The 26,376-nt window shown below is 59.6% G+C and carries 21 protein-coding genes; 3 read left to right on the top strand and 18 right to left on the bottom strand.

Going from position 1 to position 26,376, the window contains the following annotated elements; translation table 11 throughout:
* Nucleotides 1-26: 26 nt before the first annotated feature.
* Nucleotides 27-683, bottom strand: a complete 657-nt coding sequence (locus AC1DE4_RS06075; protein ID WP_018855032.1) for an invasion associated locus B family protein — start codon at nucleotides 681-683, stop codon at nucleotides 27-29.
* Nucleotides 684-949: 266 nt separating this feature from the next.
* On the opposite strand from AC1DE4_RS06075, the gene AC1DE4_RS06070 reads away from it, so the two are divergent.
* Nucleotides 950-2,755, top strand: a complete 1,806-nt coding sequence (locus tag AC1DE4_RS06070; RefSeq protein ID WP_029792650.1) for an extracellular solute-binding protein — start codon at nucleotides 950-952, stop codon at nucleotides 2,753-2,755.
* Nucleotides 2,756-2,843: 88 nt separating this feature from the next.
* Nucleotides 2,844-3,515: a DsbA family oxidoreductase gene (locus AC1DE4_RS06065; RefSeq protein ID WP_018855030.1), complete on the top strand. Its 672-nt coding sequence runs from the start codon at nucleotides 2,844-2,846 to the stop codon at nucleotides 3,513-3,515.
* Nucleotides 3,516-3,519: 4 nt separating this feature from the next.
* Here AC1DE4_RS06065 and mfd read toward each other — a convergent pair whose 3' ends face one another.
* Both mfd and AC1DE4_RS06055 read right to left on the bottom strand, forming a co-directional pair.
* Complete coding sequence (gene mfd, locus AC1DE4_RS06060) at nucleotides 3,520-7,026, bottom strand: transcription-repair coupling factor (protein ID WP_192241906.1); 3,507 nt, start codon at nucleotides 7,024-7,026, stop codon at nucleotides 3,520-3,522.
* Nucleotides 7,026-7,340 (bottom strand): FAD assembly factor SdhE, encoded by a 315-nt coding sequence (locus AC1DE4_RS06055; protein ID WP_018855028.1) that lies wholly within the window; start codon nucleotides 7,338-7,340, stop codon nucleotides 7,026-7,028. Before AC1DE4_RS06055 ends, mfd begins: the two co-directional genes overlap by 1 nt.
* Before the next feature lie 92 nt (nucleotides 7,341-7,432).
* Between AC1DE4_RS06055 and recG the strand changes: the two genes are divergently transcribed.
* Nucleotides 7,433-9,538 carry an ATP-dependent DNA helicase RecG gene (gene recG, locus AC1DE4_RS06050; protein WP_113470411.1) on the top strand — a complete coding sequence of 702 codons (2,106 nt, stop codon included), beginning with the start codon at nucleotides 7,433-7,435 and terminating at the stop codon, nucleotides 9,536-9,538.
* Nucleotides 9,539-9,571: 33 nt separating this feature from the next.
* Here recG and AC1DE4_RS06045 read toward each other — a convergent pair whose 3' ends face one another.
* The 15 genes from AC1DE4_RS06045 to pcsA form a co-directional block, all read right to left on the bottom strand.
* Nucleotides 9,572-10,057 (bottom strand): GNAT family N-acetyltransferase, encoded by a 486-nt coding sequence (locus AC1DE4_RS06045; protein WP_018855026.1) that lies wholly within the window; start codon nucleotides 10,055-10,057, stop codon nucleotides 9,572-9,574.
* Nucleotides 10,058-10,146: 89 nt separating this feature from the next.
* Nucleotides 10,147-10,851: a DUF502 domain-containing protein gene (locus AC1DE4_RS06040; RefSeq protein WP_018855025.1), complete on the bottom strand. Its 705-nt coding sequence runs from the start codon at nucleotides 10,849-10,851 to the stop codon at nucleotides 10,147-10,149.
* 120 nt (nucleotides 10,852-10,971) lie between these two features.
* The gene (glmS, locus tag AC1DE4_RS06035; RefSeq protein WP_192305558.1) at nucleotides 10,972-12,798 is read right to left on the bottom strand and encodes a glutamine--fructose-6-phosphate transaminase (isomerizing); all 1,827 of its coding nucleotides are present in this window, start codon (nucleotides 12,796-12,798) and stop codon (nucleotides 10,972-10,974) included.
* Between the two features lie 104 nt (nucleotides 12,799-12,902).
* The gene (gene glmU, locus AC1DE4_RS06030; protein WP_192305560.1) at nucleotides 12,903-14,264 is read right to left on the bottom strand and encodes a bifunctional UDP-N-acetylglucosamine diphosphorylase/glucosamine-1-phosphate N-acetyltransferase GlmU; all 1,362 of its coding nucleotides are present in this window, start codon (nucleotides 14,262-14,264) and stop codon (nucleotides 12,903-12,905) included.
* 82 nt (nucleotides 14,265-14,346) lie between these two features.
* Nucleotides 14,347-15,099, bottom strand: a complete 753-nt coding sequence (locus AC1DE4_RS06025) for a FadR/GntR family transcriptional regulator (RefSeq protein WP_025660978.1) — start codon at nucleotides 15,097-15,099, stop codon at nucleotides 14,347-14,349.
* 15 nt (nucleotides 15,100-15,114) lie between these two features.
* The gene (gene yjfF, locus AC1DE4_RS06020; protein ID WP_018855021.1) at nucleotides 15,115-16,083 is read right to left on the bottom strand and encodes a galactofuranose ABC transporter, permease protein YjfF; all 969 of its coding nucleotides are present in this window, start codon (nucleotides 16,081-16,083) and stop codon (nucleotides 15,115-15,117) included.
* Nucleotides 16,080-17,099 (bottom strand): ABC transporter permease, encoded by a 1,020-nt coding sequence (locus tag AC1DE4_RS06015; protein WP_113470413.1) that lies wholly within the window; start codon nucleotides 17,097-17,099, stop codon nucleotides 16,080-16,082. Before AC1DE4_RS06015 ends, yjfF begins: the two co-directional genes overlap by 4 nt.
* Nucleotides 17,096-18,619: a galactofuranose ABC transporter, ATP-binding protein YtfR gene (gene ytfR, locus AC1DE4_RS06010; RefSeq protein ID WP_477880463.1), complete on the bottom strand. Its 1,524-nt coding sequence runs from the start codon at nucleotides 18,617-18,619 to the stop codon at nucleotides 17,096-17,098. Before ytfR ends, AC1DE4_RS06015 begins: the two co-directional genes overlap by 4 nt.
* Before the next feature lie 123 nt (nucleotides 18,620-18,742).
* Entirely contained in the window at nucleotides 18,743-19,705 is a 963-nt protein-coding gene (gene ytfQ / locus AC1DE4_RS06005; protein ID WP_477880461.1) for a galactofuranose ABC transporter, galactofuranose-binding protein YtfQ, read from the bottom strand.
* Nucleotides 19,706-19,853: 148 nt separating this feature from the next.
* On the bottom strand, nucleotides 19,854-20,927 hold the full coding sequence (locus AC1DE4_RS06000; RefSeq protein ID WP_018855017.1) for a BMP family ABC transporter substrate-binding protein: 1,074 nt from the start codon (nucleotides 20,925-20,927) through the stop codon (nucleotides 19,854-19,856).
* A 50-nt stretch (nucleotides 20,928-20,977) separates the two neighbouring features.
* Complete coding sequence (locus AC1DE4_RS05995; protein ID WP_018855016.1) at nucleotides 20,978-21,898, bottom strand: ABC transporter permease; 921 nt, start codon at nucleotides 21,896-21,898, stop codon at nucleotides 20,978-20,980.
* A complete protein-coding gene (locus AC1DE4_RS05990) occupies nucleotides 21,895-22,980 on the bottom strand; it encodes an ABC transporter permease (protein ID WP_025660975.1) in 1,086 nt (361 codons plus the stop codon). The genes AC1DE4_RS05995 and AC1DE4_RS05990 overlap by 4 nt, the downstream gene beginning before the upstream one ends.
* A complete protein-coding gene (locus AC1DE4_RS05985) occupies nucleotides 22,970-24,544 on the bottom strand; it encodes an ABC transporter ATP-binding protein (RefSeq protein ID WP_026371498.1) in 1,575 nt (524 codons plus the stop codon). Before AC1DE4_RS05985 ends, AC1DE4_RS05990 begins: the two co-directional genes overlap by 11 nt.
* A 42-nt stretch (nucleotides 24,545-24,586) precedes the next feature.
* The gene (locus AC1DE4_RS05980; RefSeq protein ID WP_192241904.1) at nucleotides 24,587-25,567 is read right to left on the bottom strand and encodes a quinone oxidoreductase family protein; all 981 of its coding nucleotides are present in this window, start codon (nucleotides 25,565-25,567) and stop codon (nucleotides 24,587-24,589) included.
* Between the two features lie 9 nt (nucleotides 25,568-25,576).
* Nucleotides 25,577-26,305 (bottom strand): phosphatidylcholine synthase, encoded by a 729-nt coding sequence (gene pcsA, locus AC1DE4_RS05975; protein ID WP_018855012.1) that lies wholly within the window; start codon nucleotides 26,303-26,305, stop codon nucleotides 25,577-25,579.
* Nucleotides 26,306-26,376 lie beyond the last annotated feature (71 nt).

Below are 26,376 nucleotides of genomic sequence, written 5' to 3'. Positions count from 1 at the left end.
TTCTTTGCGAATCCGATGGCTCAGAATTACTGAGCCTTGGCAGCCTTCTGGGCCTCTTCAAGCTTCTTGCGGGCTTCGTCAGCCTTCTTCTGCATGCTGTCCTGCAGGCTCTTCTGGCTCTCAGCAAGCTTGGAAGCGGAAACCGGTTCGCCATCAAAGGCGCCGGTGAAGCCTTCGAGCGAGATCTTGATCGGGTTCGGCGCGCGGCGGAAGTTGATCGAGGTGAGAACCAGATCGGTGCCCTTCTTCAGGCTGGCGACCATGGCGTCAGTCAGCGGGATCTGGGCGACACAACGGTCGGGCATGCACATCAGGTAGTCGATCTTCTGGGCCTTGCCGCCGTCGATCTGCATCGCGACACCTGGCGGGATCAGACGAGCCGGCGGAACCGAAACCTGAAGGCTCTTGTTGTTGATCTTGCCGGAAACGCTGATGAGGCCAACGCCCGTGACGAGCTGGCCGCCGCCTGCGAGAACAACGTTCTGAACGACGCAGACATCATTGTCTTCCTGCTTGCTACAGGTCTTGTACCAGCCGAGACGCGGGGCGCCGGCAGCAGTAGCCGGGTCGGCGGAGGCCGCTGCATCCTGCGCGAAGGACGATACGGGAGCTGCTGCAGCACCGAGCATCACTGCCAGAACGGACAGGGCTGCCCGCGTTTTGTTTTCAGCCTTGAACATCATAACGAATTCCGTCTCCTGAAATCCCTTAGGGACGACAACGTGCCATCCTCACCAACAGGGTTGTTCGCAATTCACCTCTTAGAACAATGAGGCAAATGCATGACCCCCCAACTTCGGGTTCCCCTGTTACATTGCGTCGGGCCAGATATCCAGTATTTCTTTGACCTTTTCGGGGTCATCCGAAAGAATTCGGCGCGGATGGTGAACTGCGGTGGCTGCATGATAGTCTTGCGCCGAATCGTGCGTTCCCTGAAAGGACCTCAACGATGCTTCGGATCGTTCTTCCCGTCATTTTTACACTCGTTGGCAGCGCGGCTCTCGCTGAGCCGGTGCATGGCATCGCGATGCATGGCGTGCCGGCCCTGCCCGCCGATTTCAGGCACCTTCCTTACGTCAATCCCGATGTGAAAAAGGGTGGGAAGATCAGTTATGGCGTCGTCGGGACCTTCGACAGCCTCAATCCCTTCATCTTGAAAAGCATGCGCACGACGGCGCGCGGCATGTGGGATCCGGAGTACGGAAATCTCGTTTTCGAGACGCTGATGCTGCGCTCGCGCGATGAACCCTTCACCCTCTACGGCCTGCTGGCAGAGTCCGTCGAATGGGACGAAGACCGGACGTTTATCCAGTTCAATCTCAATCCAGCCGCCAAATGGTCGGACGGGCAGCCGGTGACCCCCGATGATGTGATTTTCACTCTCAATCTGCTCAAGGAAAAGGGGCGCGTTCCCTTCAGCACGCGATTGAATGCGGTCGAGAAGATGGAGAAGGTGGGCGACCACAGCGTTCGTTTCACCTTCAACGACAAGGCTGATCGCGAATTCCCGATGATTTTGGCCGGTTCCACGCCGATCCTGCCGAAACATGCCATCGATCCAGAGACATTCGATCGTTCGACGCTCACACCTCCCGTGGGATCTGGTCCTTACAAGATCAAGTCTTTGAAGCCCGGCGAGAGCATCACCTTCGAACGCGATCCCAATTACTGGGGCAAGGACATTCCGGCCAAGGTTGGGCTCGACAACTACGATCAGATAACGGTGCAGTATTTCCTGCAGGACACCACCCTGTTCGAGTCTTTCAAGAAGGGTGACATCGATATCTATCCGGACGGAAGTCCCGGCCATTGGGCAAGTGCTTACAATTTCCCGGCAGTGACCTCAGGCAACGTCGTCAAGGATACGTTCGAACCCAAGCTGCCGAGCGGCATGTTCGGCTTCGTCTTCAACACCCGGCGGCCGGTCTTTGCCAACGCGAAGCTTCGCGAGGGGCTGTCGCTGGTCTTCGATTTCGAATGGGCGAACAAGAACCTCTTCTCGAACGCTTATATCCGCACTGCGAGTTTCTGGCAGAACTCGGATCTGTCGAGTTTCGGGGTGCCGGCGGACGAACGCGAGCTGAAGCTTCTCGGCCCGATCAAGGATCGAATCGATCCAGCGATCCTGGATGGCACCTACAAGCTCCCAGTCACCGACGGATCGGGCCGCGATCGCAATGTCCTGAAGCAGGCAGCCGCGCTCCTCAAGGAAGCAGGGTATACGATCAAGAATGGCAAGATGAGCGACACCGACGGACGTCTGCTTGCTTTCGAGATCATGACGCAGAACACCGACCAGGAGAAGCTCGCAGTCTCCTATCAGCGTTCACTGCAACTGCTCGGCATTGTCGCGACCATCCGCACGGTGGACGATTCCCAATATCAGAGCCGCACGAGCAGCTTCGACTATGACGTGATCATCAAGTCCTATACGTCGTCCCTCTCGCCGGGCATCGAACAGCTCGGACGTTGGTCTTCCGCGGCCAAGGAGCGCGAAGGCACAGACAATTTCGCCGGAGTTTCCGACCCTGACATCGATACGCTGATCCAGCACATCCTTATGGCCCGGTCGGCTGAAGACTTTACCGCGGCGGTGCGTTCTCATGATCGGATGTTGCTGTCGGGGCACTATGTCCTGCCGCTTTACCATGTTGATCAGCAGTGGGTTGCGCGCAGCAAGCGCATCGCTCATCCGGACTCCGTGCCGCTCTATGGCTACCAGTTGCCGGCATGGTGGGATCAGAGCGTCCAATAGCAGGTTCCTTTTTTCTGCCTGGTTGAAGTCGCCCGCCGCAGGGACTAGATGGCGGGAAGGTTTCGATTTGAGAAAGAAGGAAAAGCCCATGGAACGCATTACCATCGACGTTGTCTCCGACGTCGTCTGCCCGTGGTGCTATCTCGGTAAGGCCCGGCTCGAGCTTGCGATCGCTGAAGTTCAGGACGAGGTCGGCGTGGATATCAACTGGCGCCCCTACCGCCTCAACCCCGATTATCCGCCTGATGGCGTCGACCAGAAGAAGGCGCTGGAGGAGAAGCTTGGCGGTGCCGAGCGCGTTGCCCAAGGACACAAGATGCTGACTGAGCTTGGTCGTGAAGTCGGCATCAAGTTCGATTTTGACGCGATCAAGATCGGCCCGAATACGCTGGATGCGCATCGCCTGATCCATTGGGCAATGGTTGAGGACCGCGACAAGGCGGACAAGGTCGTCAACGGCCTGTTCAAGGCGAACTTCGAGGAAGGCCGCAATGTCGGCGATCATGCCGTGCTGCTCGACGTTGCCGAGAAGGCAGGCCTTGACCGCACGGTCACTGCGTCGCTGCTCGCCTCCGATGCCGATAAGGTCCTGGTGGTCGAAGAGATCGAGGCGGCGCAGAAGATGGGCGTGAACGGTGTGCCGTTCTTTATCTTCGATCAGCAATACGCCGTCAGCGGCGCTCAGACGCCGGACGTTCTGGCAGGCGCGCTTCGCGACATCGCCAAGGCGAAGGCGGAAGCGCGCGCCGGCATGAACTGAGCCCTTACCCCTTCGCCATTTCCGCAAGCTGCGTCATGATAACGGCTGCGCCCTGCAGCCGCTTTTCCGGCGTCGGCAGATCGCGTGTGAGGAAGACGCTCTGGTCCGGCCGAATCTTTGCCATGGTCCCCTGCTTGGCGATGTAGCCAACCAGGTTCGCTGGATGCGGAAACTCCTTATTGCGGAACTGGATGACCACCCCCTTGGGACCTGCATCCAGCTTCTCCACGTTGGCGACCCGGCAGAGCGATTTCACATACACGATCTTTAGAAGGTGCTGGACCTCGATCGGCATGGGGCCGAAGCGATCGATCATTTCTGCGCCGAAGGCATCGATTTCCTTCAGTTCCGTGATCTCGCCGAGGCGGCGATAGAGTGCCATGCGCAGATGCAGGTCCGGCACGTAACCGTCGGGGATCATCACCGACGTGCCCACAGAGATCTGCGGCGACCAGCCGGTATCCTGGATTTCGTCGACGCCCTTCACCTCGGCCACCGCCTCTTCCAGCATCTGCTGGTAGAGCTCGAAGCCGACCTCCTTAATGTGGCCGGACTGCTCTTCGCCGAGCAGGTTTCCTGCGCCGCGGATGTCGAGATCGTGGCTGGCCAACTGGAAGCCGGCGCCGAGCGTGTCGAGCGACTGCAGCACCTTGAGGCGCCGTTCCGCCGTCGCCGTCAGCACCTTGTTGACCGGCAGCGTGAAGAGCGCAAAGGCGCGCACCTTCGAACGTCCGACGCGACCACGCAGCTGGTAGAGCTGCGCCAGGCCGAACATGTCGGCGCGGTGCACGATCAGCGTATTGGCCGTTGGCACGTCGAGTCCCGATTCCACGATCGTCGTCGACAACAGCACGTCATAGCGGCCCTCGTAGAAGGCGTTCATGATGTCCTCAAGCTCGCCGGCGGGCATCTGGCCGTGCGCGACCGCGACCTTCAGCTCCGGTACATCCGACCGCAGGAAGGCATGCACATCCTCCAGATCGGCAAGCCGCGGGCAGACATAGAAGCTTTGGCCACCGCGATAGTGCTCGCGCATCAGCGTTTCGCGGATGACAAGCGAATCGAAGGGCGAAATGAAGGTGCGAACCGCCATGCGGTCGACCGGCGGCGTCGTGATCAGCGACAGCTCGCGCACCCCAGTCATCGCGAGCTGCAGCGTGCGCGGGATCGGTGTCGCCGAGAGCGTCAGCACATGGACATCGCTTTTCAGCTCCTTCAAGCGTTCCTTGTGCTTGACGCCGAAATGCTGCTCTTCGTCGATGATCAGCAGCCCGAGATTGGCAAACTTGATCCCGGCACCAAGAAGCGCATGGGTGCCGACGACGATATCCGTCTTGCCCTCTGCTACTTCCTTCTTCGTTAACGCCAATTCCTTCGACCCGACGAGGCGTGAGGCTTGCTGGATGCGAACCGGCAGGCCGCGGAACCGCTCGGCGAAGGTCTTGAAGTGCTGGCGCGCTAGCAGTGTGGTCGGCACGACGACGGCAACCTGTATGCCGTTCATCGCCGCAACGAAGGCAGCACGAAGCGCCACCTCAGTCTTGCCGAAACCGACGTCGCCGCAAACGAGGCGATCCATCGGCCGACCGGCTCCAAGGTCGGAGCGCACAGCCTCGATGGCATTATCCTGATCCTCCGTCTCGTCGTAAGGGAAGCGCGCGGCAAACTCGTCGTAAAGCCCTTCCGGCGTCGTTAGCACGGGCGCATGCCGCGTCAGTCGCTCAGCTGCGATACGGATCAGCCCATCCGCCATATCGAGCAGCCGCTTCTTGAGCTTGGCCTTGCGCATCTGCCATGCGCCGCCGCCGAGCTTGTCGAGTTGCGCTTCCGTCCCCTCTCCGCCATAGCGCGACAGAAGGTCGATGTTCTCGACCGGCAGGAACAGCTTCGCGTCGTCTGCGTATTGCAGTTCGAGGCAGGCATGCGGTGCGCCCGCCGCTTCGATCGTTCTCAGGCCGACAAACCGACCGATACCGTGCTGTGCGTGGACGACGACCGAACCTTCGTCGAGCCCGGCAACTTCGGAGATGAAATCGGCGGCGCGCTTGCGTCGCTTCGAACGCCGCACCATGCGGTCGCCGAGAATGTCCTGTTCGCCGATGACGACGAGATTGCCGACTTCAAATCCGGATTCGAGGCTGAGCACGCCGGCAGCCGCCTCGCCTTTGGCAAGGCCATCCATCTCCTTCAGCGCGCCGACCGGCTTCACGCGCTCGAGCCCGTGTTCGCTCAGCACCTGCAGCAGACGCTCCAGCGAACCTTCCGACCAGGCGGAAATCAGGACCTTCGCGCCAGCCGAGCGCTTGTCGGCAATATGCTTCACGACAGCGTCGAACACATTGATCCGCTCGGCATTGCCGCCACCCTCGGCATTCGAGCGTGCCCAGCGCTCGCCTTGCCGCGCGTCGAGATTGATCACACGCCGCGCCTCTCCCTCATGCTCGTTAAAGGGCGAGATTCGCATCGCGTTGAACGCGTCGAGCGTGCTGGCGAACGTCTTTCCGTCCAGGTAGAGTTGGCTGGGCGTCACGGGCTTGTAGGGTGTCCCTTGCGCCATCTGTCCCTTGCTGGGCTGCCCGGAACTGAGGCGGGCGTCATAGTAGTCGAAGACGAGCTTGGACCGTTCCTCGGCGGCCTGGCGCACAGTATGATCGGTGACCATCCGGAAGTCTTTGAGATAGTCGAATACCGTCTCCAGCTTCTCGTAGAAAAGCGGCAGCCAATGCTCCATGCCTGGGTAGCGTCGGCCCTCCGATATGGCGAGATAAAGCGCATCGTCGCGTGTCGCCGCGCCGAAGGAAGAGAGGTAATTCTTCCGGAAACGGCTGATCGTATCGGGCGTCAGTGTGACCTCGCTCATCGGGTTGAGGTCGAGGGAGCGCACCTGCCCTGTGGTGCGCTGACTTGCCGGGTCAAAGCTTCGGATGCTTTCCAGCGTGTCGCCGAAGAAATCGAGGCGAACAGGCTCCTCGGAGCCCGGCACGAAGACGTCGAGAATACCGCCGCGCACCGCATATTCGCCGACCTCGCGAACCGTTGCGACGCGGTCGAAGCCGTTGCGTTCAAGGCGCCCGGCAACATCGTCCATGCGCACCGTATTTCCGGGGCGAGCTGAGAAGGCAAGGCTTTCGATAATCTCTTGTGGGGCGACTTTCTGCAGCATTGCATTGACTGTCACCAGCACGATCGCGGCATGTGGCTTCTTGTGATGCGCGATCAGGCCGCCCAGCGCCGCGAGACGGCGTGCCGACGTATCGGCGCTCGGGGAAACGCGGTCGTAAGGAAGACAGTCCCAGGCCGGCAAGGTCAGAACCGGGATCTCCGGCACAACGAAGCCCAGCATCTGCTCAAGGTCCACCATCCGCTGGCCGTCGGAAAGCACGTAAGCGACCGGCTCTCCGGCGCGCGCCAGGTCGGCCAGCAACAAAGCTTCCATACCTGTCGGCACATTGCCGATTGTCAGCGGCTCGGCGACGGCTGACAGCTTCCTTACGTCAAAACCTGAGGTCATTAGGCATTCCTGGGCAGGGCGTCGGCTGGATATTCGAAATCGGGCTTGTAAGCGGCAAGGCGCGCAAACATCGGCGTCTGGAAACGCTCAGGCACCGGCCATGTTCCCATGATCCAGCGCACGAGATCGTTGTCCTCTTCGGCCATGATGGTTTCGAACTCGTCGAGTTCGGTCTCGGACAGGGTGGCGATCTCCTTCTCGGCGAACTGCCCGAAGACCAGATCCATTTCGCGGATGCCGCGATGCCAGCAGCGAAAGAGGATTCGGCGGCGGCGCGGATCAAGATCGGCGCTCGAGAGTGACACACCCGTCATGGCTTTACCTTCCTGTTGATGCGCCTCTATAGACCCTCGAAAGCAGCTTGTCAGCCTTGCCAAGGCCGCATTGTTCATCGCATTTTGCGGCCATGCGCCCAGCCATTCTCGATCCGCTGTTTTCGCCCGTTTCCGCCCTGCCCGGCGTCGGCCCAAAGATCGCCGAATTGCTGGTGAAGCTGCTTGGGCGCGAGACGCCCGAAGATACGCGCGTCGTCGATCTGCTGTTTCATGCGCCGCACTCGCTGATCGACCGTCGAAACCAACCGGGTATCGCCCGCGCCCCGCAAGGTGCAATCGTCACCGTCACGGCGCGGGTCGATCGTCACCAGGCGCCGCCGCGCGGCAAGAGCAACATTCCGTATCGCGTCACGCTGCACGACGAAACCGGCGAACTGACCCTTGTCTTCTTTCGCGGCCAGGCGGCTTGGCTGGAAAAGCAGCTGCCGTTGGACGAGGAGGTAACCGTCAGCGGCAAGATCGACTGGTTCAACGGTCGCGCGTCGATGGTCCATCCCGACTACATTGTGAAGGCCAGCGAAGCCGAGAACCTGCCCCTCGTCGAGCCGATCTATCCGCTCACAGCTGGTCTTTCGCCGAAGACATTGCGCAAGATCATCGAAGCGGCGCTGCCGCGCGCGCCGGAAATGCCGGAATGGATCGACTTCGCTCTTGCGCAGAAGCAGGGTCTGCCCTCGATATCAGACGCTTTCCATGGACTACACGAACCGCGCGATCCCTCGGATATCGATGCACAAGCCCCTGCCCGCCGCCGGCTTGCCTATGACGAGTTTCTCGCGGGCCAACTATCGCTGAGCCTCGTTCGCCAACGATTGCGCAAGGTTGCCGGCCAGCCCGTACACGCCACCGGTCAAGTCAGCAGGCAGATCCTGCAGGCTCTGCCGTTTTCGCCGACGAACAGCCAGAATGCGGCGGTCGCCGACATCCTGAAGGATATGGCCGGCGAGGACCGCATGCTCCGCCTTCTTCAAGGCGACGTTGGCTCCGGTAAGACCCTGGTTGCCCTCATGTCGATGGCAGCCGTGATTGAAAGTGGCGGTCAGGCCGTCCTCATGGCGCCGACGGAAATTCTAGCCCGCCAGCACCATGCGACGATCTCCAAATTTGCCGCTTCCGCAGGCCTCGGAATCGAGGTTCTTACCGGCCGCACCAAGGGCCGCGAACGTGAAGATATTCTCGAGAGGATCGCATCCGGAGAGGCGCAGATCGTCATCGGCACCCACGCCCTCTTCCAGGACAGCGTCAACTACCGCAACCTCATGTTGGCTGTCGTCGACGAGCAGCACCGCTTCGGCGTCCACCAGCGCCTGCGGCTGACTGCGAAGGGCATCACACCTCATATGCTCGTCATGACCGCGACGCCGATACCGCGCACACTGGTGTTGGCTGCCTTCGGCGACATGGACGTCTCCAAGCTGACGGAGAAGCCGGCCGGACGGAAGCCGATCCAGACGATCACAGTGCCGACCGAACGTATCGGCGAGATCGTCGGGCGCCTTAAGAGCGCCTTGGCGGAGGGCAAGAAAGCTTATTGGATATGCCCGCTTGTAGAGGAGTCCGAGGAGAGCGACCTGATGTCGGTCGAGGAGCGTCATGCAACGCTCGTTTCGTCGCTCGGCGGCGCCATCGGCCTGATCCACGGCCGCATGAGCGGCCCGGAGAAGGATGCCGTAATGATGGCGTTCAAGAACAGCGAAATCCGCCTCCTAGTCGCAACAACAGTGGTGGAAGTCGGCGTCGATGTTCCCGATGCGACGATCATGGTGATCGAGCATGCCGAGCGCTTCGGCTTGGCGCAGCTTCACCAGCTTCGCGGACGCGTAGGGCGCGGTGACGAGGCTTCGACCTGCATCCTGCTCTACAAGGGGCCACTGGGCGAAACTGGTCATGCGCGCCTGTCGATCATGCGTGAAACGGAAGACGGTTTTCGCATCGCTGAGGAAGACCTGAAACTGCGCGGCGAAGGCGAATTGCTCGGCACGCGCCAGTCGGGAACCCCAGGCTTTCGCATCGCGAGCCTCGAGGCACATGCCGACCTGCTGGAAATCGCCCGCCGCGATGCGGCCTACCTGATCGAGCGCGACCCCGATCTCACCAGCGAGCGTGGCAAGGCAGTACGCTCCCTGCTCTACCTTTTCCGCCGCGACGAGGCGATCCGCTTCCTGCATGCAGGGTGAGCCGAGCCCGGCCCACAGCGCGCCGAAGCCGTCTTACAGCGTCCGGAACATCACGAGAGCGTCAACGTAGCCTTTTGTCGGGTGCTCGAAGGCGCCGGGCAAGCGGCCGACCGTCTCAAAGCCCAATGTTTCCCAGAGACGAACGGCGCGTTCGTTGGCGCTGACGACGAAGTTGAACTGCATCGCCCGGAAACCACGCTCGCGGGCGCGGACGAGCGAGTGCTCGTGCATCTGTCGCGCCACGCCCTTGCCTGCCGCGGCAGCAGCGGTCATGTAGCCACAATTGCAGACATGTGCACCACCGCCCGCCTGGTTGGCGCGGAGGTAATAAGTACCGAGGATCTCGCCACTTTCGTCTTCGGCGACGAAGGTCTCTTTGTCCGGCCCCAGCCAGTAAGTGAGGGCATCGGTCTGGCTCATGTCGCGATCGAGCGTGTAGGTCTCCCCCGCGCGGATCGTCGGCTCGATGATGGTCCATATGGAGGAACGGTCTTCCGCGGTGGCTGGTCTGATCAGCATTGCGTATGTCATCCTTCAACCGCCATCGCATGGCAACATGGCGGAACCAACAGACGTGATCTCGCGTACGGGCCAAGCAGGAGCGGAAGTTACATTTCGATCGGCGCCGGCAGCGGCTTGCGTGTCCGCTCCTGTTTTTTCATGCGCCCGGCAAGCTCTTCGGGCGTGACGAGACCACCGGAGATCAGGAGCTTCGCCGCGTCCTCCGGTGACATGTCGAGCGGCACAATCTTTTCGCGCGGCGTGAAGATCAGAAATCCGGCCGTCGGCACCGGGGTCGGCGGCAGGAACACGCAGACCATGTCCTGACCCATCGCCTTGAACTTTGTCGCGATCTCGCCTTTGGCATCCGTCGAAATGAAAACGAGCGCCCAGAGGCCGGGGCTGGGATATTCGATGAGGCCGACCTTCTTGAAGGAGTTCGTCTTGTCCTTCAGCACCGTCTCGAAAATCTGCTTCACGCTCTGATAGATGCTCCGCACCAGCGGCACGCGGCGAACAAGCGATTCGCTGAACTGAACGATGCTCTGGCCGATGAGGTTCTTGCCGAGGAATCCGATAAGCGTGATCGCGACGAGTGCTATCAGCAGGCCGGACCCTGGCACCGCAAAGTTAAGGTAGTTATCCGGGTCATAGCGCGCCGGTAGGTAGGGTTTGACCCAGCTATCCGCCCACCGCACGACCGACCACGTCAGCCAAAGCGTAATCGCGACCGGCGCACAAATAATCAGCCCCGCCAGGAAGTCGTTCCTAAGGCGAGTGGCTATAGGCAATCGGGGCAGTTTTTCCTTCATCGCGTACTGATAACTCCGTTGAGCAGGCCGGCTATCAGAAATCAGCTCCCCCGTGCTTTCCTATCAGAAAGCTGCCAGAAACTACCAAGCCATACAAGCCTCCTGGAGGCGAACAAGCGGTCACTCCACCGTGACCGACTTCGCCAGATTGCGCGGCTGATCGACGTCCGTGCCCATGAAAACGGCCGTATGGTAGGCAAGCAGCTGGATCGGCAGGGAGAAGATCATCGGCGCGATGATCTCGTTGACATCGGGAAGCACGATCGTCGCCATAGTCGGCAACTTCGATGCCGCCGCGCCCGCCTCGTCGGTAATGAAGATGATGCGTCCGCCGCGTGCGGCAACTTCCTGCATGTTCGAGACAGTCTTGTCGAAGAAGCGGTCAAACGGCGCAATCACGATAACAGGCATGTTTTCGTCGATCAGCGCAATCGGTCCGTGCTTGAGTTCGCCTGCGGCGTAACCTTCAGCATGGATATAGGAGATTTCCTTGAGCTTAAGCGCCCCTTCCATCGCAAGCGGGAAGCTCGTGCCGCGACCGAGATAGAGGACATCCCGGCACTTCGAAAGTTCGCGCGACAGGCTCTCCATCTGCGGCTGGATGAGGTTCAGCACGCGGCTCATGATGCGCGGCATTTCGGCGAGATGGCGGACCAGCTCCCTTTCCTGCTCTGCGCCGATCGTTCCCCTCGCCTTGCCTGCGCCGAGTGCGAGCGTGGCAAGGACGGCCAACTGGCAGGTGAAGGCTTTGGTCGAGGCAACGCCGATCTCCGGGCCCGCCATGATCGGGAAGACTGCATCCGACTCACGGGCAATGGTCGATTCCTTGACGTTGACCACTGCGCCAATCTTCAGCCCGCTCTCCTTGCAGTAACGAAGCGACGCCAGCGTGTCCGCCGTCTCGCCTGACTGCGAGATGAAAAGCGCAGCCTGCGAAGGCGACAGAGGCATCTCGCGATAACGAAACTCGGAGGCGACGTCGATCTCGACGGGCAGACGGGCGTAACGCTCGAACCAGTATTTGCCTACAAGCCCCGCGAGATATGCGGTTCCGCACGCGGAGATCGCCAGGCTGGTGGTAGCCTTGAAATCGATCGCGTTGATGCTGTCGCTGATCGTGTTGCTGGAAAAATCTACGTAGTGGCTGAGGGCATGCGAGATGACCTCGGGCTGCTCATAGATTTCCTTTTCCATGAAGTGGCGGTGATTGCCCTTGTCCACCACATAGGCGGTCGTCTGTGATATCTGACGGGCGCGCTTTACCTCGTTACCTGCGAAGTCGAGGATTGTCGCGCCGTTTCGCGTAAGCACGGCCCAATCGCCATCGACGAGATAGGTGATCTCGTTGGTGAAGGGGGAAAGCGCAATCGCATCCGAGCCGAGGAACATTTCGCCGGAGCCATAACCCACGGCAAGCGGCGGGCCGGACCGTGCCGCCATGAGCGTGCCCGGATCGCTTTGGAGCATGATCGCAAGAGCATATGCGCCTGTTACCCGGTTCAGCATCTTTAGCATCGCGGCGCGCGGCTCGAGGCCGTCACGGAGGTACTTCGCAATAAGATGGGCGACGACTTCCGTGTCGGTCTGCGTCCCGAAGACGGCCCCTTCGGCGATCAGCTCTTCACGCAGTTCGGAGAAGTTCTCGATGATGCCGTTATGGACGACCGCGACGCCCTCGACGAAATGCGGGTGAGCGTTGGTCTCGTTGGGAATGCCATGCGTAGCCCAGCGCGTGTGCGCAATGCCGATCGTTCCCGGCAGAGGGTCACCGTCCAGGCGCTTCTCGAGATTGAAGAGTTTACCCTCGGCGCGACGACGAGCCATCTCGCCGTTATGTATCGTCGCAACGCCCGCAGAGTCATAGCCGCGGTACTCGAGCCGCTTCAGCGCATCCACGAGACGCCCCGCAACCGGGCTGCTGCCAACGATTCCAACAATACCGCACATAAACACCCCCAAAGCCTTCTGTTCAGAGGCCACTCGTAACGATTCCGTCTTTTTTCTCAATGGCCTCGGCGGTCACTTTCGGTTTCCACGCGTTACGCGGAAGCCTATGGTTTGGCCTTCTTTGCAGCCTTAATCGCGAATGCGCGTTCGCGGAGCACGGCAGCCCTGCCCGGCTTCAGCTCCTGGTGCGCCCGGCCAAGGGCCAGCGCATCGGCAGGAACATCCGCAGTGATGACACTGCCAGCGGCTATGTAGGCACCGTCGCCAATGCTGACCGGCGCCACAAGCGAGGAGTTTGATCCAATGAAGGTGTTCGCGCCGATCAGCGTCTGATGTTTGTTTAGGCCATCATAGTTGCAGGTGATCGTGCCTGCACCGATATTCGCGCCAGCTCCGACCTTCGCGTCGCCGATGTAGGTCAGGTGATTGACCTTGGCGCCCTCACCGATCTTCCCATTCTTGACTTCGCAGAAGTTGCCGACCTTCGAGCCGTTGGCGAGGTCGGCGCCGGGCCGCAAGCGGGCGAAGGGACCAACGATTGCGCCGGCACTGACATGCGCGCCTTCGATATGTGAGAAGGCATGAATGATTGCGCCGCCGTCGATCGTCGCGCCGGGACCGAATACCACATTCGGCTCGATCAGCGCGTCCTGCCCGATGGTTGTATCGTAGGAAAGAAACACAGTCTCCGGCGCGATCATCGTCACGCCTGATATCATCATCTCGTCGCGTCGGCGTTCTTGCCAGAGCCGCTCAATCACGGCGAGCTCCGCGCGATTGTTGCAGCCAGTCATCTCAATTTCAGGAGCATCGACAGCCGTAACGCGGCCCCCAATGGAGTGAGCGATTTCCACCAAGTCGGTCAGATAGTATTCGCCCTTGGCATTGGCGTTGCCGATGCGAGACAGGAGCTCGAGCGCCTTACGGCCGTTGATCGCCATCAGGCCGCTGTTGCACCATTTCACGGCACGCTCGGCATCGGCGGCATCTCGTTCCTCACGGATGGCGATCAGTTCGCCGTCCTTGACGAGCAGCCGGCCGTAGCCGGTCGGCTTGTCGGTGTGGAAACCGATGACTACGACATCGCTGCCCTCGGCAAGGCCCTGACGTGCTGCCTTGAGTGGCCCTTCGGTCTGCAACGGCACATCGCCGTAGGTCACGATGATATCGTCATATCCGCGAGCAATAGCATCGTGCGCTGCCAACACCGCATGACCAGTGCCGAGCCGCTCCTTTTGCAGATAGGTCTCGATTTTGACACCTTCGACCTGGGCCGCCTTCGCCACTTCGTCGGCATCACGCCCAACGACCAGCGCGACCGATGAGATGTCGCTTTTTGCCACGGCATCCAAGACATGGGCGATCATCGGGCGGTTCGCGATTGGATGCAGCACTTTCGATTTCGACGACTTCATTCGCGTGCTGTCACCCGCAGCGAGAATGATGGCGAGGCAAGTGCGTTCCATGATGTGCTCCGAGAATCCGTTATGTGCGGCCTTTGCTGCCTCATAGCAGCAAGACAAAGGCAGGACAAAGATCAAAAATGGATCAGGCGGATTCTCTGCTCATCGCCGCATAGGCCTCGCGGACGTGATCCCGGCCGTCGACAATCACGGCCTCCATCGCTTTTCGAGCGCCATCGATGTCGCCGGCAACGATCGCCTCCACGATGCGCATATGCGTGTCCGCAATATCTGAGAAGCCGTTCTGCGAGGGGGGCGTACTGATACGAAACATCCCAACCAACGCAGCTTCGATCAAGCTCCCTAGTGTTCGCATGAACGGGTTGTGAGAGGCATCGGCTATGGCGAGGTGGAAATGCAGATCGGCCAAGGCGAGGCTTTCGCTGGTATGACCCGGGGCTGCCATCTCCGTCGCTAGCGCGCGCAGATTTTCAATATCCTCCTTGCTCGCCCGCTCCGCTACGAGACCCGCGGCAAATGGCTCGAAGGCCATCCGAATGTCGTAAAGCTGCAACAGGAATTCTTCCGTCACGCCACAGTCGAAATGCCAAGCTATGATCTCGCTGTCGAACATGTTCCAGAAGTTTTTCTTCGTCACGCGTGTTCCGACACGGGCCTTGGCGATGATCATGCCTTTTGCGGCAAGCGTCTTCATCGTTTCCCGAAGGACCGTCCGCGAGACCTTGAAGTGTTGCGCGAGTTCGGCATCGCCCGGCAGAATGCTTCCGACAGGATAGGTTCCGGCAACAATCGCCCTGCCAAGGCCATCCACGACCTGGGCGTGGCTCGTTCGCGATTTGCGCGCTGTTCTTCCGGTCTCAAGCAATCTGTTACGCAACGAATACCTCCCCGTTCAGGCATACCTCTTATTCATACTGGAAAGGAAGAGAATAACCTTCTGCATTAGAATAAATGCAAAAAGCAATAGGCCGATCAAGATCTTCGTCCACCAGCTCGACAGCGTCCCGTCGAAGGTGATGTAGGTCTGAATGAGGCCTTGTATCAGGATACCGATGAAGGTACCCGCTACGAATCCCGCCCCTCCGGTCAACAGCGTCCCCCCAATGACAACTGCTGCGATCGCATCCAGCTCAACGCCGACTGCTGCCAGAGAATAACCGGCTGACGTATAGAGCGAAAAAACGATTCCGGATAGGCCAGCAAGAAAACCGGATAATGCGTAGATCTGTATCGTGGTGCGGCCCACGGCGACGCCCATGAGTTGCGCTGTTTGCGAACCGCCGCCTAGTGCGTAGACATTGGTCCCGAAGCGGGTGCGGTGCGCCAGGAATATGCCGCCGACAAAGACCAGAAGCATGATGCCGCCGATCAGCGTCAAACGCCCCCCACCTGGCAGCTTGTAATAGAGGCTCGTCAACGTGGTGTAATAGTCGTGATTGATCGGAATGCTGTCGATCGACAGAACGAAAGCCATGCCACGCGCAAGAAACATGCCTGCGAGCGTCACGATAAAGGCCGGCATTTCCAGATAGTGAATGATAGCACCCATTACGGCGCCGAACACGGTCGTGATGATCAGGACCAATGCGAACGCGACGAGCGGATGGATGGTCGTGTTCTGGAGGACGACTGCCAGGAACACACCGGTAAACGCAATGACAGAGCCAATCGACAGGTCGATGCCGCCGGAGATAATGACAAAGGTCATGCCGACTGCTGCAATCCCGAGAAAGGCGTTGTCGGTCAAAAGATTGCCGATTACGCGGGTCGACAGAATATTGGGATACTGCAGCGTGCAGATCGCATAAGAGAGAACGAAGATCACGACCGTTGCCAGAAGCGGCAGATATTTCGAGTTCATTGAACCTGCCCTTCCGTGACGCGGCTCGATCGCCGGCTCAGGACCACGGCGGCCGATTGGACCGCAGGCGACTGAATGACGAGGATCACGATGACGATCACCGCCTTGATGATCAGGTTGAACTCAGGCGGGAAGCCCGAGAGAAGAATGCCAGTATTGACCGCCTGAATGATCATTGCACCGATCAGAGAACCCAGAATGCTGAAACGCCCTCCAAGCAACGAGTTGCCTCCGACCACGACCGCCAGGATCGCGTCGAGTTCAAGCCAGAGACCGGCATTGTTCGCATCTGCGCCCTTGATATCGGCTGCGACAATGATCCCGGCAATCGAGGCGCAAAGGCCGCTCAACATATAAACGGCCATCAGCAGCACAGGCGTGCGCACACCCGACAACGTGCTTGCACGTCGATTGATACCGGTTGCTTCAATCAGCATGCCAAGCGCTGTGCGTCTCACGAGGAGGATCACCAGGGCCCCCACGACCAGCCAGATGATAACGGGCATGGGTAGGAAAGCAAATGCGCCGCTGCCGAGTGCGATCAGCCCTTCATCGTTGAAGGTCATGATTACACCCTCGGTGACGAGCTGCGCGATCCCGCGTCCAGCGACCATCAGCACAAGCGTGGCGATGATCGGCTGGATGTTGAGCAACGCGACCAGGAATCCGTTCCATACACCGCAAAGCAGTCCGACGCCGATCGTTACCAGCAGCGTCGAAGCAAGCGAATGGCCGGACACGATGGATGATGCGGCAACCGCGCCGCAGATCGCGATCACGGCACCGACCGAGAGGTCAATCCCCTTCGTAGCGATCACGAGGGTCATGCCGATTGCCAACAAAGCGACCGGCGCGCCGCGGTTCAGTACGTCGATCAGGCTGCCGTAAAGCCGGCCATTCTGAATAACAACATTAAAAAACTGAGGGAACATAATGAAATTCAATAGGAGAATGACCGCAAGCGCGATAATTTGCGGCGCAAGCCGGGTCAACAAGGCATTGAGTGACGACTTCATGCGTCCTCCGTCTCTTTCTGGGCTGCGGCGATTGCGTCGACGATGCGCGCGGTGCTGACATTGTCACCTGTCAGCTCAGCGACATGTTCGCGGTCACGAAGCACCAAAATACGTGAGCTATAGGCGATAAGCTCTTCCAATTCCGAAGAAATCACGATCAGCGACATGCCATTCGCGCACAGTTCTTCGATCAAGCGGATGATCTCGGCATGCGCTCCGACGTCGATGCCGCGGGTCGGCTCGTCGAGAATGAGAAAGTCGGGATTGGTGACCAACCAGCGTGCAAGGATCGCTTTCTGCTGATTGCCGCCTGACAGCAGACGGATGGGCTTTTCCCTGTCCGTCGTACGGATGTCGAGTGCGCTGATGTAGCGGTCGGCCAAGGCGTTCTGATCGGCGCGAGAAATCGGTCGGGCCCAGCCTCTACGCGCCTGCAGCGCCAACGCAATGTTCTCGCGAATGGACAGGTCGCCGATGATCCCGTCCGTCTTACGATCCTCCGGACAAAAGCCGAAGCCGTTGCGGATCGCAGCACGCGGGTTCGACAGACTAACCTGCCTACCGTCGACCTTAGCGGTTCCGCTGTCGGCATGCTCGATCCCGAACAGCAATTCGGCGGTCTCCGTGCGTCCCGACCCGAGCAAGCCGGCAACGCCCACCACCTCGCCGACACGGACCTCGAGATCGAACGGCTTCACCTTGCCGCGCTTGCCATAACCCTCGAAGCTGTATTTCACGGGACCGGCAGCAACGGAGTGCGCCCGGGCGGTGGCCTCGGCCTTTGCCAGTTCACGGCCGAGCATCATTGAAATCAGGCTCTGGCGAGACAGCTCGGATGTCTCACGGGTGCCGACGAGCTTGCCGTTTCGAAGGACCGTGATGCGGTCACTGACCTCGTAAACCTGTTCGAGAAAATGTGTAATGAAGACAATTCCAAGGCCGCGGTCTTTCAAGTCACGCATGATGCGAAAGAGCATCGCGACTTCTTGCGTGTCGAGGCTTGCGGTTGGCTCGTCGAGGATGAGAACTTTGCCGGATAAATCGACAGCCCGCGCGATCGCCACGACCTGCTGCACGGCGACCGAAAACCGATCGAGTTGCGCGGTCACATCGATGTCCATCCCATACTGATCAAGCAGCAACCGTGCCTGTCGGTTCATCGCACGCACATCGATCATGCCGAAACGCTTCGGCTGGCGGCCAAGATAGAGGTTCTCAGCGACGCTCAGATTGGAGAGGAGATTGACCTCCTGATACACAGTCCCGATGCCCAGTTTCTGAGCCGCGAGCGTATCGGACGGACTGATTTCAGCGCCGTCGAGAACGAGCCGGCCTTGGTCGCGGTGGTAGGCACCGGTGATGCATTTGATCAGCGTCGACTTTCCTGCGCCGTTTTCGCCGAGAAGCGCATGCACCTCGCCCTTACGCAGCGAGAAGTCGACCTTATCGAGCGCAATGGCACCCGGGAAGAATTTCGAAATACCGGAAGCGGCTAGAACGGTCTCAAAATCGTGAATCATGAGTGCGGCTTTTCCTGATACAGGCCTTGCGGTGCCGCGGCATTGAAGGACATGAGGTCCTGATTGGCAGGCGGCAGTTCCGCACCGGTCCATGATGGACCGGTGCGGTTCGAGCGTCAAAAATCAGTAGCCGAGGTTCTTCTTCGACTCGTAGACCTTCGTCGGGTCGTCAGCCGGCGTGTAGAGCTTGGATTCCGTCTGGATCCACTTCGCCGGAGCCTTCTTGTCCTTCAGGTATGCGCCGAGGACGTCGAATGCGGGACCAGCCATGTTCGGCGTGAGTTCCACGGTCGCATTTGCTTCGCCGGCTGCCATGGCCTTGAAGATATCTGGCACGGCGTCGATCGAGACGACCAGAATGTCCTTGCCCGGCTTCAGACCGGCTTCCTTGATCGCCTGGATGCCGCCCACGGCCATGTCGTCGTTGTGAGCGTAGAGGGCGCAGATATCCTTGCCGCCGTTTTCGGCCTTCAGGAAGCTTTCCATGACTTCCTTGCCCTTGGTGCGGGTGAAGTCACCGGTCTGGCTGCGAGCGATCTTGAAGTTTGCCTTGCCGGCGATGGCTTCTTCGAAGCCCTTCTTACGAGCGATGGCGGGGGAAGAGCCGGTCGTTCCCTGGAGTTCGACGATCTTGCAAGCCTTGTCGCCGACGGTCTTTACCAGCCAGTCGCCGGCAACCTTGCCCTCATGAACCTGATCCGAAGTGACAGCGGTCAGGTAGAGGTCTTCAGGCGCCTTGATCGTCCGGTCGAGCAGTATTACGGGGATTTCAGCTTCCTTTGCTTCCTTCAGAACAGCGTCCCAGCCGGTCTCGACGACGGGCGCCAGGAAGATAGCGTTGACGCCCTGGGCGATGAAGGAGCGGATCGCCTTGATCTGGTTTTCCTGCTTCTGCTGAGCGTCAGCAAATTTCAGGTCAACGCCACGCTTCTTGGCTTCTTCCTTCGTGACGGTGGTTTCAGCAGCGCGCCAACCCGATTCAGAACCGATCTGCGAAAAGCCGACGACCAGTTCCGCAGCCGATGCAGAACCGAACATGCAGGCAGCCAGAATCGTAGCACTCAAGAGTGCAGTCTTCAATTTCATTATATCCTCCCAAAGCCGCCTCCACGCGGCACACCGAGAAAAAATCATATAGTATTACTTTTGTAAATGCACTTTCTGGTATGCGGTGCAAATAAAAAAAGGCGCTCAAAACGAGCGCCTTTTCGCACGTGCTAATTGCCTGACGAAATCACTTCGGCAGCTTGTCGTCGACGCCTTCGACGTAGAAGTTCATGCCGAGCAGCGTGCCGTCGTCAGCCTTTTCGCCAGCCTTCAGCCACGGGGTGCCGTCCTGCTTGTTGATCGGGCCGGTGAAGGGGTGAAGCTCGCCCGACTTGATCTTGGCTTCGGTATCCTGAGCCATCTTCTTCACGTCGTCAGGCATGTTGGTGTAGTCGGCCATCTTGAGGATGCCGTCTTTCAGGCCGTCCCAGCTCTGCTCGGACTTCCAGGTGCCGTCGAGCAGCGCGTGAACGCGCTTGGAGTAGTAGTTACCCCAGGTGTCGACGATCGCCGTCAGCTGAGCCTTCGGGCCGGCTGCGATCATGTCGGAGGCTTGGCCGAACGCATGAATGCCGCGTTCCTCGGCAACCTGCATCGGAGCGGTGGTATCCGTGTGCTGCGTCAGCACGTCGACGCCCTGGTCGACCATGGCCTTTGCTGCATCGGCTTCCTTGCCCGGGTCGAACCAGGTGTTCACCCAGATGACCTTCAGCTTGAAGTCCGGATCGATGGAGCGGGCACCCTGTTCGAAGGCGTTGATGCCCATGACCACTTCCGGGATCGGGAATGAGGCGATGTAAGCAGCACCGTGGTTCTTCGACGTCTTGGCTGCGATCTGGCCGAGGATGTAGCGCCCTTCGTAGAAGCGCGAGTTATAGGTCGCGAGGTTCGGGCCGGACTTGTAGCCGGTGCCGTGTTCGAACTTCACGTTCGGGAACTTGGCGGCGACCTTCACGGTGGCATCCATGAAGCCGAAGGACGTCGTGAAGATCAGCTTGCAGCCCGAACGCGCCAGACGCTCGATCGCACGCTCGGCGTCGGGGCCTTCCGGTACGTTTTCGAGGTAGGGCGTGTCGATCTTATCGCCGAATTCCTTCTGGATCTGCTGGCGACCGAGATCGTGAGCCTGGGAATAACCACCGTCCGTGTGTGACCCAACGTAGACGAAGCAGACCTTGGTCTTGTCAGCGGCCTGCGCGGACGAACCGACGCTCAGGACCGCGGCAGCTGATGCGGCAAATGCAAATGCGAGTTTTTTCATGATAACCCCTGTTAGTTTGTAATTTCCGGAAGCGCGTCTCATTCTTCTGTTTAGCGCTCCGGCACGAACGGTTTTCCCAGCGACGCAGGCGTGTTGATCAACGTCGTACGGCGATTATGAGAAATGATGACAAGGACCACAATAGTGGCAGCATAAGGGAGCATCGACAGAAATTGGGCCGGAATTCCAACGCCAAAAGCCTGTGCATGAAGCTGCAGGATCGTGACCGCGCCGAAGAGGTAGCCACCCGCAAAAACCCGCCATGGACGCCAGGATGCGAAGACGACGAGGGCGAGTGTGATCCAGCCACGGCCGGAAGACATGTTCTCCACCCATTGCGGCGTATAAACGAGGGAAAGCTGCGCTCCGGCGAGCCCCGCGCAGGCACCACCGAACATCACGGCGAGGTAGCGCGTGCGGATGACCCTGATGCCGAGAGCGTGCGCTGAACCGTGACTGTCGCCGATCGCGCGCAGCTTCAGGCCGGTGCGGCTGCGGAACAGGAACCAGCTCACGCCGAAGAGCAAAGCCAGCGACAGGTAGAATGTCAGATCCTGCCTGAACAGGACGGATCCGATGAGCGGAATGTCGGAGAGGTAGGGAATGACGATCGGCGCGAGGCGAACGCCCGGTACGCCAACATAGCCCTCACCCAGCATTCCCGACACCCCAAGGCCGAGGATCGTCAACGCCAGGCCAGTCGCCACCTGGTTTGCGACCAGCGTGAGGGTAAGGAAACCGAACAGCAGTGAAAACAGTGCGCCGGCGACAATGCCGCCCAGCAGCCCGATATAGGGAGACCCCGAAATCTGAGCGCTGGCGAAGGCAGCGACGGCCCCCATGATCATCATGCCCTCGACGCCGAGGTTTAGAACACCGGATCGTTCGGCGACGAGTTCGCCCAAGGCTGCAATAACGAGAGGTGTGGACGCTGTGATGACGGTCAGCAGAATAGCTTCGAAGATGCTCACGCGACGCCTCCCCGGACCCGCAACCAGACGATACGGATCTTGTAGTAGATGAGCGTGTCGCAGGAGAGCACGAAGAAGAGCAGCAAGCCCTGGAAGACGCGGGTGACCTTGTCGGATACGCCGAGCGAAAGCTGCGCCGCCTCGCCGCCGAGGTAAGTCAGCGCGAGCACAAGGCCGGATGCGATGATGCCGAGTGGGTTCAGGCGTCCGAGAAACGCGACAATGATCGCCGTGAAGCCGTAGCCTGGAGAAATCGCAGGCTGCAGGTGTCCGATCGATCCCGATACTTCGGAGATGCCGGCAAGTCCTGCAAGTGCCCCCGAGAACAGAAAGCTGAACCAGATCATCTTCTTGGACGAAAAGCCGGCGAAGCGCCCTGCCCGCTCGGACTGGCCGAGCACCACGATCTCGAATCCTCTCAGCGTGTATTTCAGCATGAACCAGACGAGAAGCGCTGCAACAATCGCGAACACGAATGCCCAATGGGCGCGGCCGGACTCTTCCCAGATCGCCGGCAGTGTGGCTTCGGGTGGAAACGGCACGCTTTCGGGAAAGTTGAAGCCTTGCGGATTGCGCCAGGCGCCGCGGATCAGCCAATCCAGAAACAGCTGCGCAATATAGACAAGCATTAGGCTCGTCAGGATTTCGTTGGTATTGAAATGCGCCTTCAGCAGCGCTGGAATGGCCGCAAACAACGCACCGCCGATCGCACCCATGACAAGCATCAAGGGCAGCACGAGAGGCGAATGCCATTCTGTAAATACGATCGGCAGGATCGAGCCAGTAATCGCGCCGATCGTAAATTGACCCTCGGCGCCGATATTCCAGTTATTGGAACGATAGCAGACCGCCAACCCGACGCCGATCATGATCAGGGGCGCTGCCTTAACGGCAAGCTCATGCAGCGACCAGACTTCCAGCAAGGGTTCGAGGAAGAAGGCATCCAGCGCTTCGACGGGGTTCTTGCCCAAAATGGCGAACATGATCCCGCCGGCAATCAGCGTCAGCACCAATGCCAGTAACGGTGAGACGAAACCATAGAGCTTCGACGCTTGCGGCCGCTTCTCGAGCTCAATGCGCATTGGCCGTCTCCGACGCGGTCTTGCCTTCGTGCAGGCCGCCCATCAGAAGGCCAATCTTCTCTCGAGACAGTTCTCCCGCCGGGAAGGGTTGCGAAAGTCGCCCCTCAGAAATCACGGCAATCTCCGTTGCGACTTCAAATATTTCGTCAAGATCCTGGCTGATGACGACGACTGCCGAGCCGTTGCGCGCCAGATCGACGAGGGCCTGACGAATGCGACTCGCGGCTCCCGCGTCGACGCCCCACGTCGGCTGATTAACAACGAGAACCGCCGGTTGTCGGTCGAGTTCACGCCCAACGATGAACTTTTGCAGGTTTCCGCCAGAAAGCGATCCTGCCGCAGGGTCCTCTCCGCTCTTGCGCACGTCCATCGCGTCGGCAATCCGCTTTGTCGCGGTCTTGACGGCACCGCGACGGATCACCTTGAGAAAAGAACCACCGAGGAAGCCCCTGCGGTCGGATTGGCTTCGCGCCAGCACAAGGTTGTCGGAAAGCTTCATGGCTGAGACGGCCGCATGGCCATGGCGTTCTTCCGGCACGAACCCGGCGCCAAGCAGACGCCGTGCCGTGATACCCTGGGTGCCCACCGCCTTCTTGCGGATGGTGATCGCATCCGGCGAGCTCACGGGATACTCTCCAGAGAGCGCATCGAAAAGTTCGCCCTGGCCGTTGCCGGCGACACCCGCAATCGCCAGGATCTCGCCCGACCGAACCGTCAGGGATACGTCCTTGAGGGGCATGGCAAAGGGCGTGCGGGCGGAGACGGAAAGATTGCTGACGGAAAGCTGCACGTCGCCCTTGTTGCCACGATCGGGATGAGTGACGGTTGCGACGTCGCTGCCAACCATCATGCGGGCAAGCGAGGCAGGCGTTTCCTGGCGTGGATCACAGGCGCCGGTGACGCTTCCGTTGCGCAACACGGTCGCCCGGTCGCAGATGCGCTGAACCTCCTCGAGCCGATGACTGATGTAGAGGACCGATTTGCCCTCCGCCTTCAGCTTGAAGAGTGTTTCGAAAAGCTTGTCGGCCTCCTGCGGCGTCAGCACCGAAGTCGGCTCATCGAGGATAATGAGTTTGGGGTTTTGCAGCAGCGCACGCACGATCTCGATGCGCTGGCGTTCGCCGACGGAAAGATCGGCGACGTGGGCATGAGGGTCGAGCGGCAATCCATAGGCGCGCGAGAGCGCCCTTGCTTCTTCCGCAATCCTGCCGATCGGAATGCTGTCATCAAGGGAAAGCGCGATGTTTTCAGCAACCGTCAACGCCTCGAAGAGCGAGAAGTGTTGAAAGACCATGCCGATGCCGAGCTTGCGGGCATCACCCGGCGAACCGATCGAAACCGGCTGGCCCTCCCACAGGATATGGCCCTCGGTCGGTTCGAGTACGCCGAACAGCATCTTGACGAGCGTCGATTTGCCGGCGCCGTTTTCACCAAGGAGAGCATGGATTTCGCCGTGGGCGATATCGAGGTCGATGTGGTTGCAGGCAGCAAAGCTGCCGAAGAGTTTCGTCAGTTGCTGGACAGACAATAACGCGCCGGAACCCGGCACATCAGATAACGACACGTTCCCCTCATTTCTCTCTGCCGACCCTGCCCATTCGGGTCATTATGGGATCAGCAGCGTAGTTCCGGTAGTTCTTCTGGACTCCAGATCCATGTGAGCCCGTCCGACTTCACGCAATGGATAGGTTTGGTTGATATTGATACGCACTTTGTTGCTCAAAACAACATCAAATAACGCGTTTGCACAATTGGTTAGCTCTTCGCGTGTTGCGATGTAGGCGAAAAGCGTGGGCCGTGTTGCAAAGAGCGATCCCTTCTGCGCGAGCATGGCAAGGGTGAAGTTCTCGATCGGTCCTGAGGATTGGCCGAACGAGACGAACATGCCGAACCGTCGCAGGCAGTCGAGCGATTGCGGAAACGTGTCGCGGCCAATCGAGTCGTAGGCGATGTGGACCCCTGCCCCACCGGTGATCTCGCGCACGCGCTCTACAAAATTCTCGGTGTTATAGTTGATAACGTAGTCGTAGCCATGCTCGAGTGCCAAACGCACCTTGCTATCTGACCCCGCGGTGCCGATCACCGTTGCCCCGAGCGCCTTGGCCCATTGGCCTGCGATGAGGCCGACGCCACCGGCGGCGGCGTGAAACAGGATCGTCGTATCCGGGCCAACCTTGTATGTCCGGTTGAGCAGGTATTCCGCAGTCATTCCCTTCAACATCATCGAGGCTGCAGTTTCCAGGGGAATTCCATCCGGCACCTTGACGAGGTGCTTGGTCTCGACGTTCCGCTCGACGCTGTATGCGCCATCCGCACCGGCATAGGCGACCCGATCGCCAATTTTGAAATCCTCTACATCAGGCCCGACAGCGATGACAGTGCCAGCCGCTTCCTTGCCCGTCACGAAAGGCGTATGCGGCGCCTTGTAGAGACCTGTCCGGAAGTAGACGTCTATGAAGTTAAGGCCGATGGCTGCATGCTTGATCTGCACTTCGCCTGCGCCGGGCGGCGGCAGGTCGATATCGACATATTCAAGAACCTCGGGTCCACCGGTCCTGCTGAATGAGACCGCCTGCGTCTTTGCCATCGTCTTCTCCTAGGCTCTACGTCCAAGCGCCGGGAAGAACTGCAGCACGGCGCCGACGCAGTAGAGGTAGATACCGCTAAGGATAAAGAGGACAAGCGCCCACTGCGGGATCACGAAATGCGTCAGAAGCGCATACATTCCGAGCGCCGACCATAGGAAGAAAACACCGAGGTTGAGCGGACGCAGGCGCTGGACGCGGACAGGATGGAGAAAATTGATCGGCAGGAAGGTCAGGATGACGGAAACGATGACGACGACAAGTGCTGTGATCGCGCTGGCATCGATGACGAAAAGCGTAAAGACGATCATGTTCCAGACTACTGGGAAGCCGGAGAAGAAGTACTCGTCCGTCTTCATTCCGGTATCCGCGTAGTAGATTGCACTCGATACGACGATCATGCCTGCCGCCACGAAGGACCATGGTTCGCCGATCATGCCACTCTGGTAGAGGGCAAAGGCCGGCAATAGAACGTAGGTGACATAGTCAATGATATTGTCGAGCGTATCGCCCGACCAGTTTGGCAGCACCTCCTTGACGCTCACCTTGCGGGCAATCGGTCCGTCGATACCGTCAACTAGAAGCGCAAGGCCGAGCCACCAGAACATGTCGATGAACCGGTGCTCGGCAGCAGCGACCACGCCGAGGAACGCGAGAAAAGATCCGGATGCCGTCAGAATATGGACGGAAAATGCGCGCATCTCCGCGTAAGGTACGCGCTTGTAATTGAAAATCTTCATGTTTCCCCGAGCAGCCTATGGCGTCCGCGCATGGCAGACGCGGTTTTTGGCTTAATATGCATCCTTTGCTT

Source organism: Rhizobium sp. 10N414, assembly GCF_056394785.1.
Note: the sequence above shows the minus strand (reverse complement) of the source record. Positions and strands in the feature narration are given on the sequence as shown.

Bases quoted from the DNA above. Each gene is read 5' to 3' on its own strand.
- AC1DE4_RS06000 (WP_018855017.1), bottom strand. From the start codon at position 20,927: ATGAAAAAACTCGCATTTGCATTTGCCGCATCAGCTGCCGCGGTCCTG.
- yjfF (WP_018855021.1), bottom strand. From the start codon at position 16,083: ATGAACTCGAAATATCTGCCGCTTCTGGCAACGGTCGTGATCTTCGTT.
- ytfR (WP_477880463.1), bottom strand. From the start codon at position 18,619: ATGATTCACGATTTTGAGACCGTTCTAGCCGCTTCCGGTATTTCGAAA.
- AC1DE4_RS06070 (WP_029792650.1), top strand. From the start codon at position 950: ATGCTTCGGATCGTTCTTCCCGTCATTTTTACACTCGTTGGCAGCGCG.
- AC1DE4_RS06015 (WP_113470413.1), bottom strand. From the start codon at position 17,099: ATGAAGTCGTCACTCAATGCCTTGTTGACCCGGCTTGCGCCGCAAATT.
- AC1DE4_RS06065 (WP_018855030.1), top strand. From the start codon at position 2,844: ATGGAACGCATTACCATCGACGTTGTCTCCGACGTCGTCTGCCCGTGG.
- AC1DE4_RS05980 (WP_192241904.1), bottom strand. From the start codon at position 25,567: ATGGCAAAGACGCAGGCGGTCTCATTCAGCAGGACCGGTGGACCCGAG.
- AC1DE4_RS06055 (WP_018855028.1), bottom strand. From the start codon at position 7,340: ATGACGGGTGTGTCACTCTCGAGCGCCGATCTTGATCCGCGCCGCCGC.
- AC1DE4_RS05990 (WP_025660975.1), bottom strand. From the start codon at position 22,980: ATGCGCATTGAGCTCGAGAAGCGGCCGCAAGCGTCGAAGCTCTATGGT.
- ytfQ (WP_477880461.1), bottom strand. From the start codon at position 19,705: ATGAAATTGAAGACTGCACTCTTGAGTGCTACGATTCTGGCTGCCTGC.
- AC1DE4_RS06075 (WP_018855032.1), bottom strand. From the start codon at position 683: ATGATGTTCAAGGCTGAAAACAAAACGCGGGCAGCCCTGTCCGTTCTG.
- glmU (WP_192305560.1), bottom strand. From the start codon at position 14,264: ATGGAACGCACTTGCCTCGCCATCATTCTCGCTGCGGGTGACAGCACG.
- mfd (WP_192241906.1), bottom strand. From the start codon at position 7,026: ATGACCTCAGGTTTTGACGTAAGGAAGCTGTCAGCCGTCGCCGAGCCG.
- glmS (WP_192305558.1), bottom strand. From the start codon at position 12,798: ATGTGCGGTATTGTTGGAATCGTTGGCAGCAGCCCGGTTGCGGGGCGT.
- AC1DE4_RS06045 (WP_018855026.1), bottom strand. From the start codon at position 10,057: ATGCTGATCAGACCAGCCACCGCGGAAGACCGTTCCTCCATATGGACC.
- AC1DE4_RS06040 (WP_018855025.1), bottom strand. From the start codon at position 10,851: ATGAAGGAAAAACTGCCCCGATTGCCTATAGCCACTCGCCTTAGGAAC.
- pcsA (WP_018855012.1), bottom strand. From the start codon at position 26,305: ATGAAGATTTTCAATTACAAGCGCGTACCTTACGCGGAGATGCGCGCA.
- recG (WP_113470411.1), top strand. From the start codon at position 7,433: ATGCGCCCAGCCATTCTCGATCCGCTGTTTTCGCCCGTTTCCGCCCTG.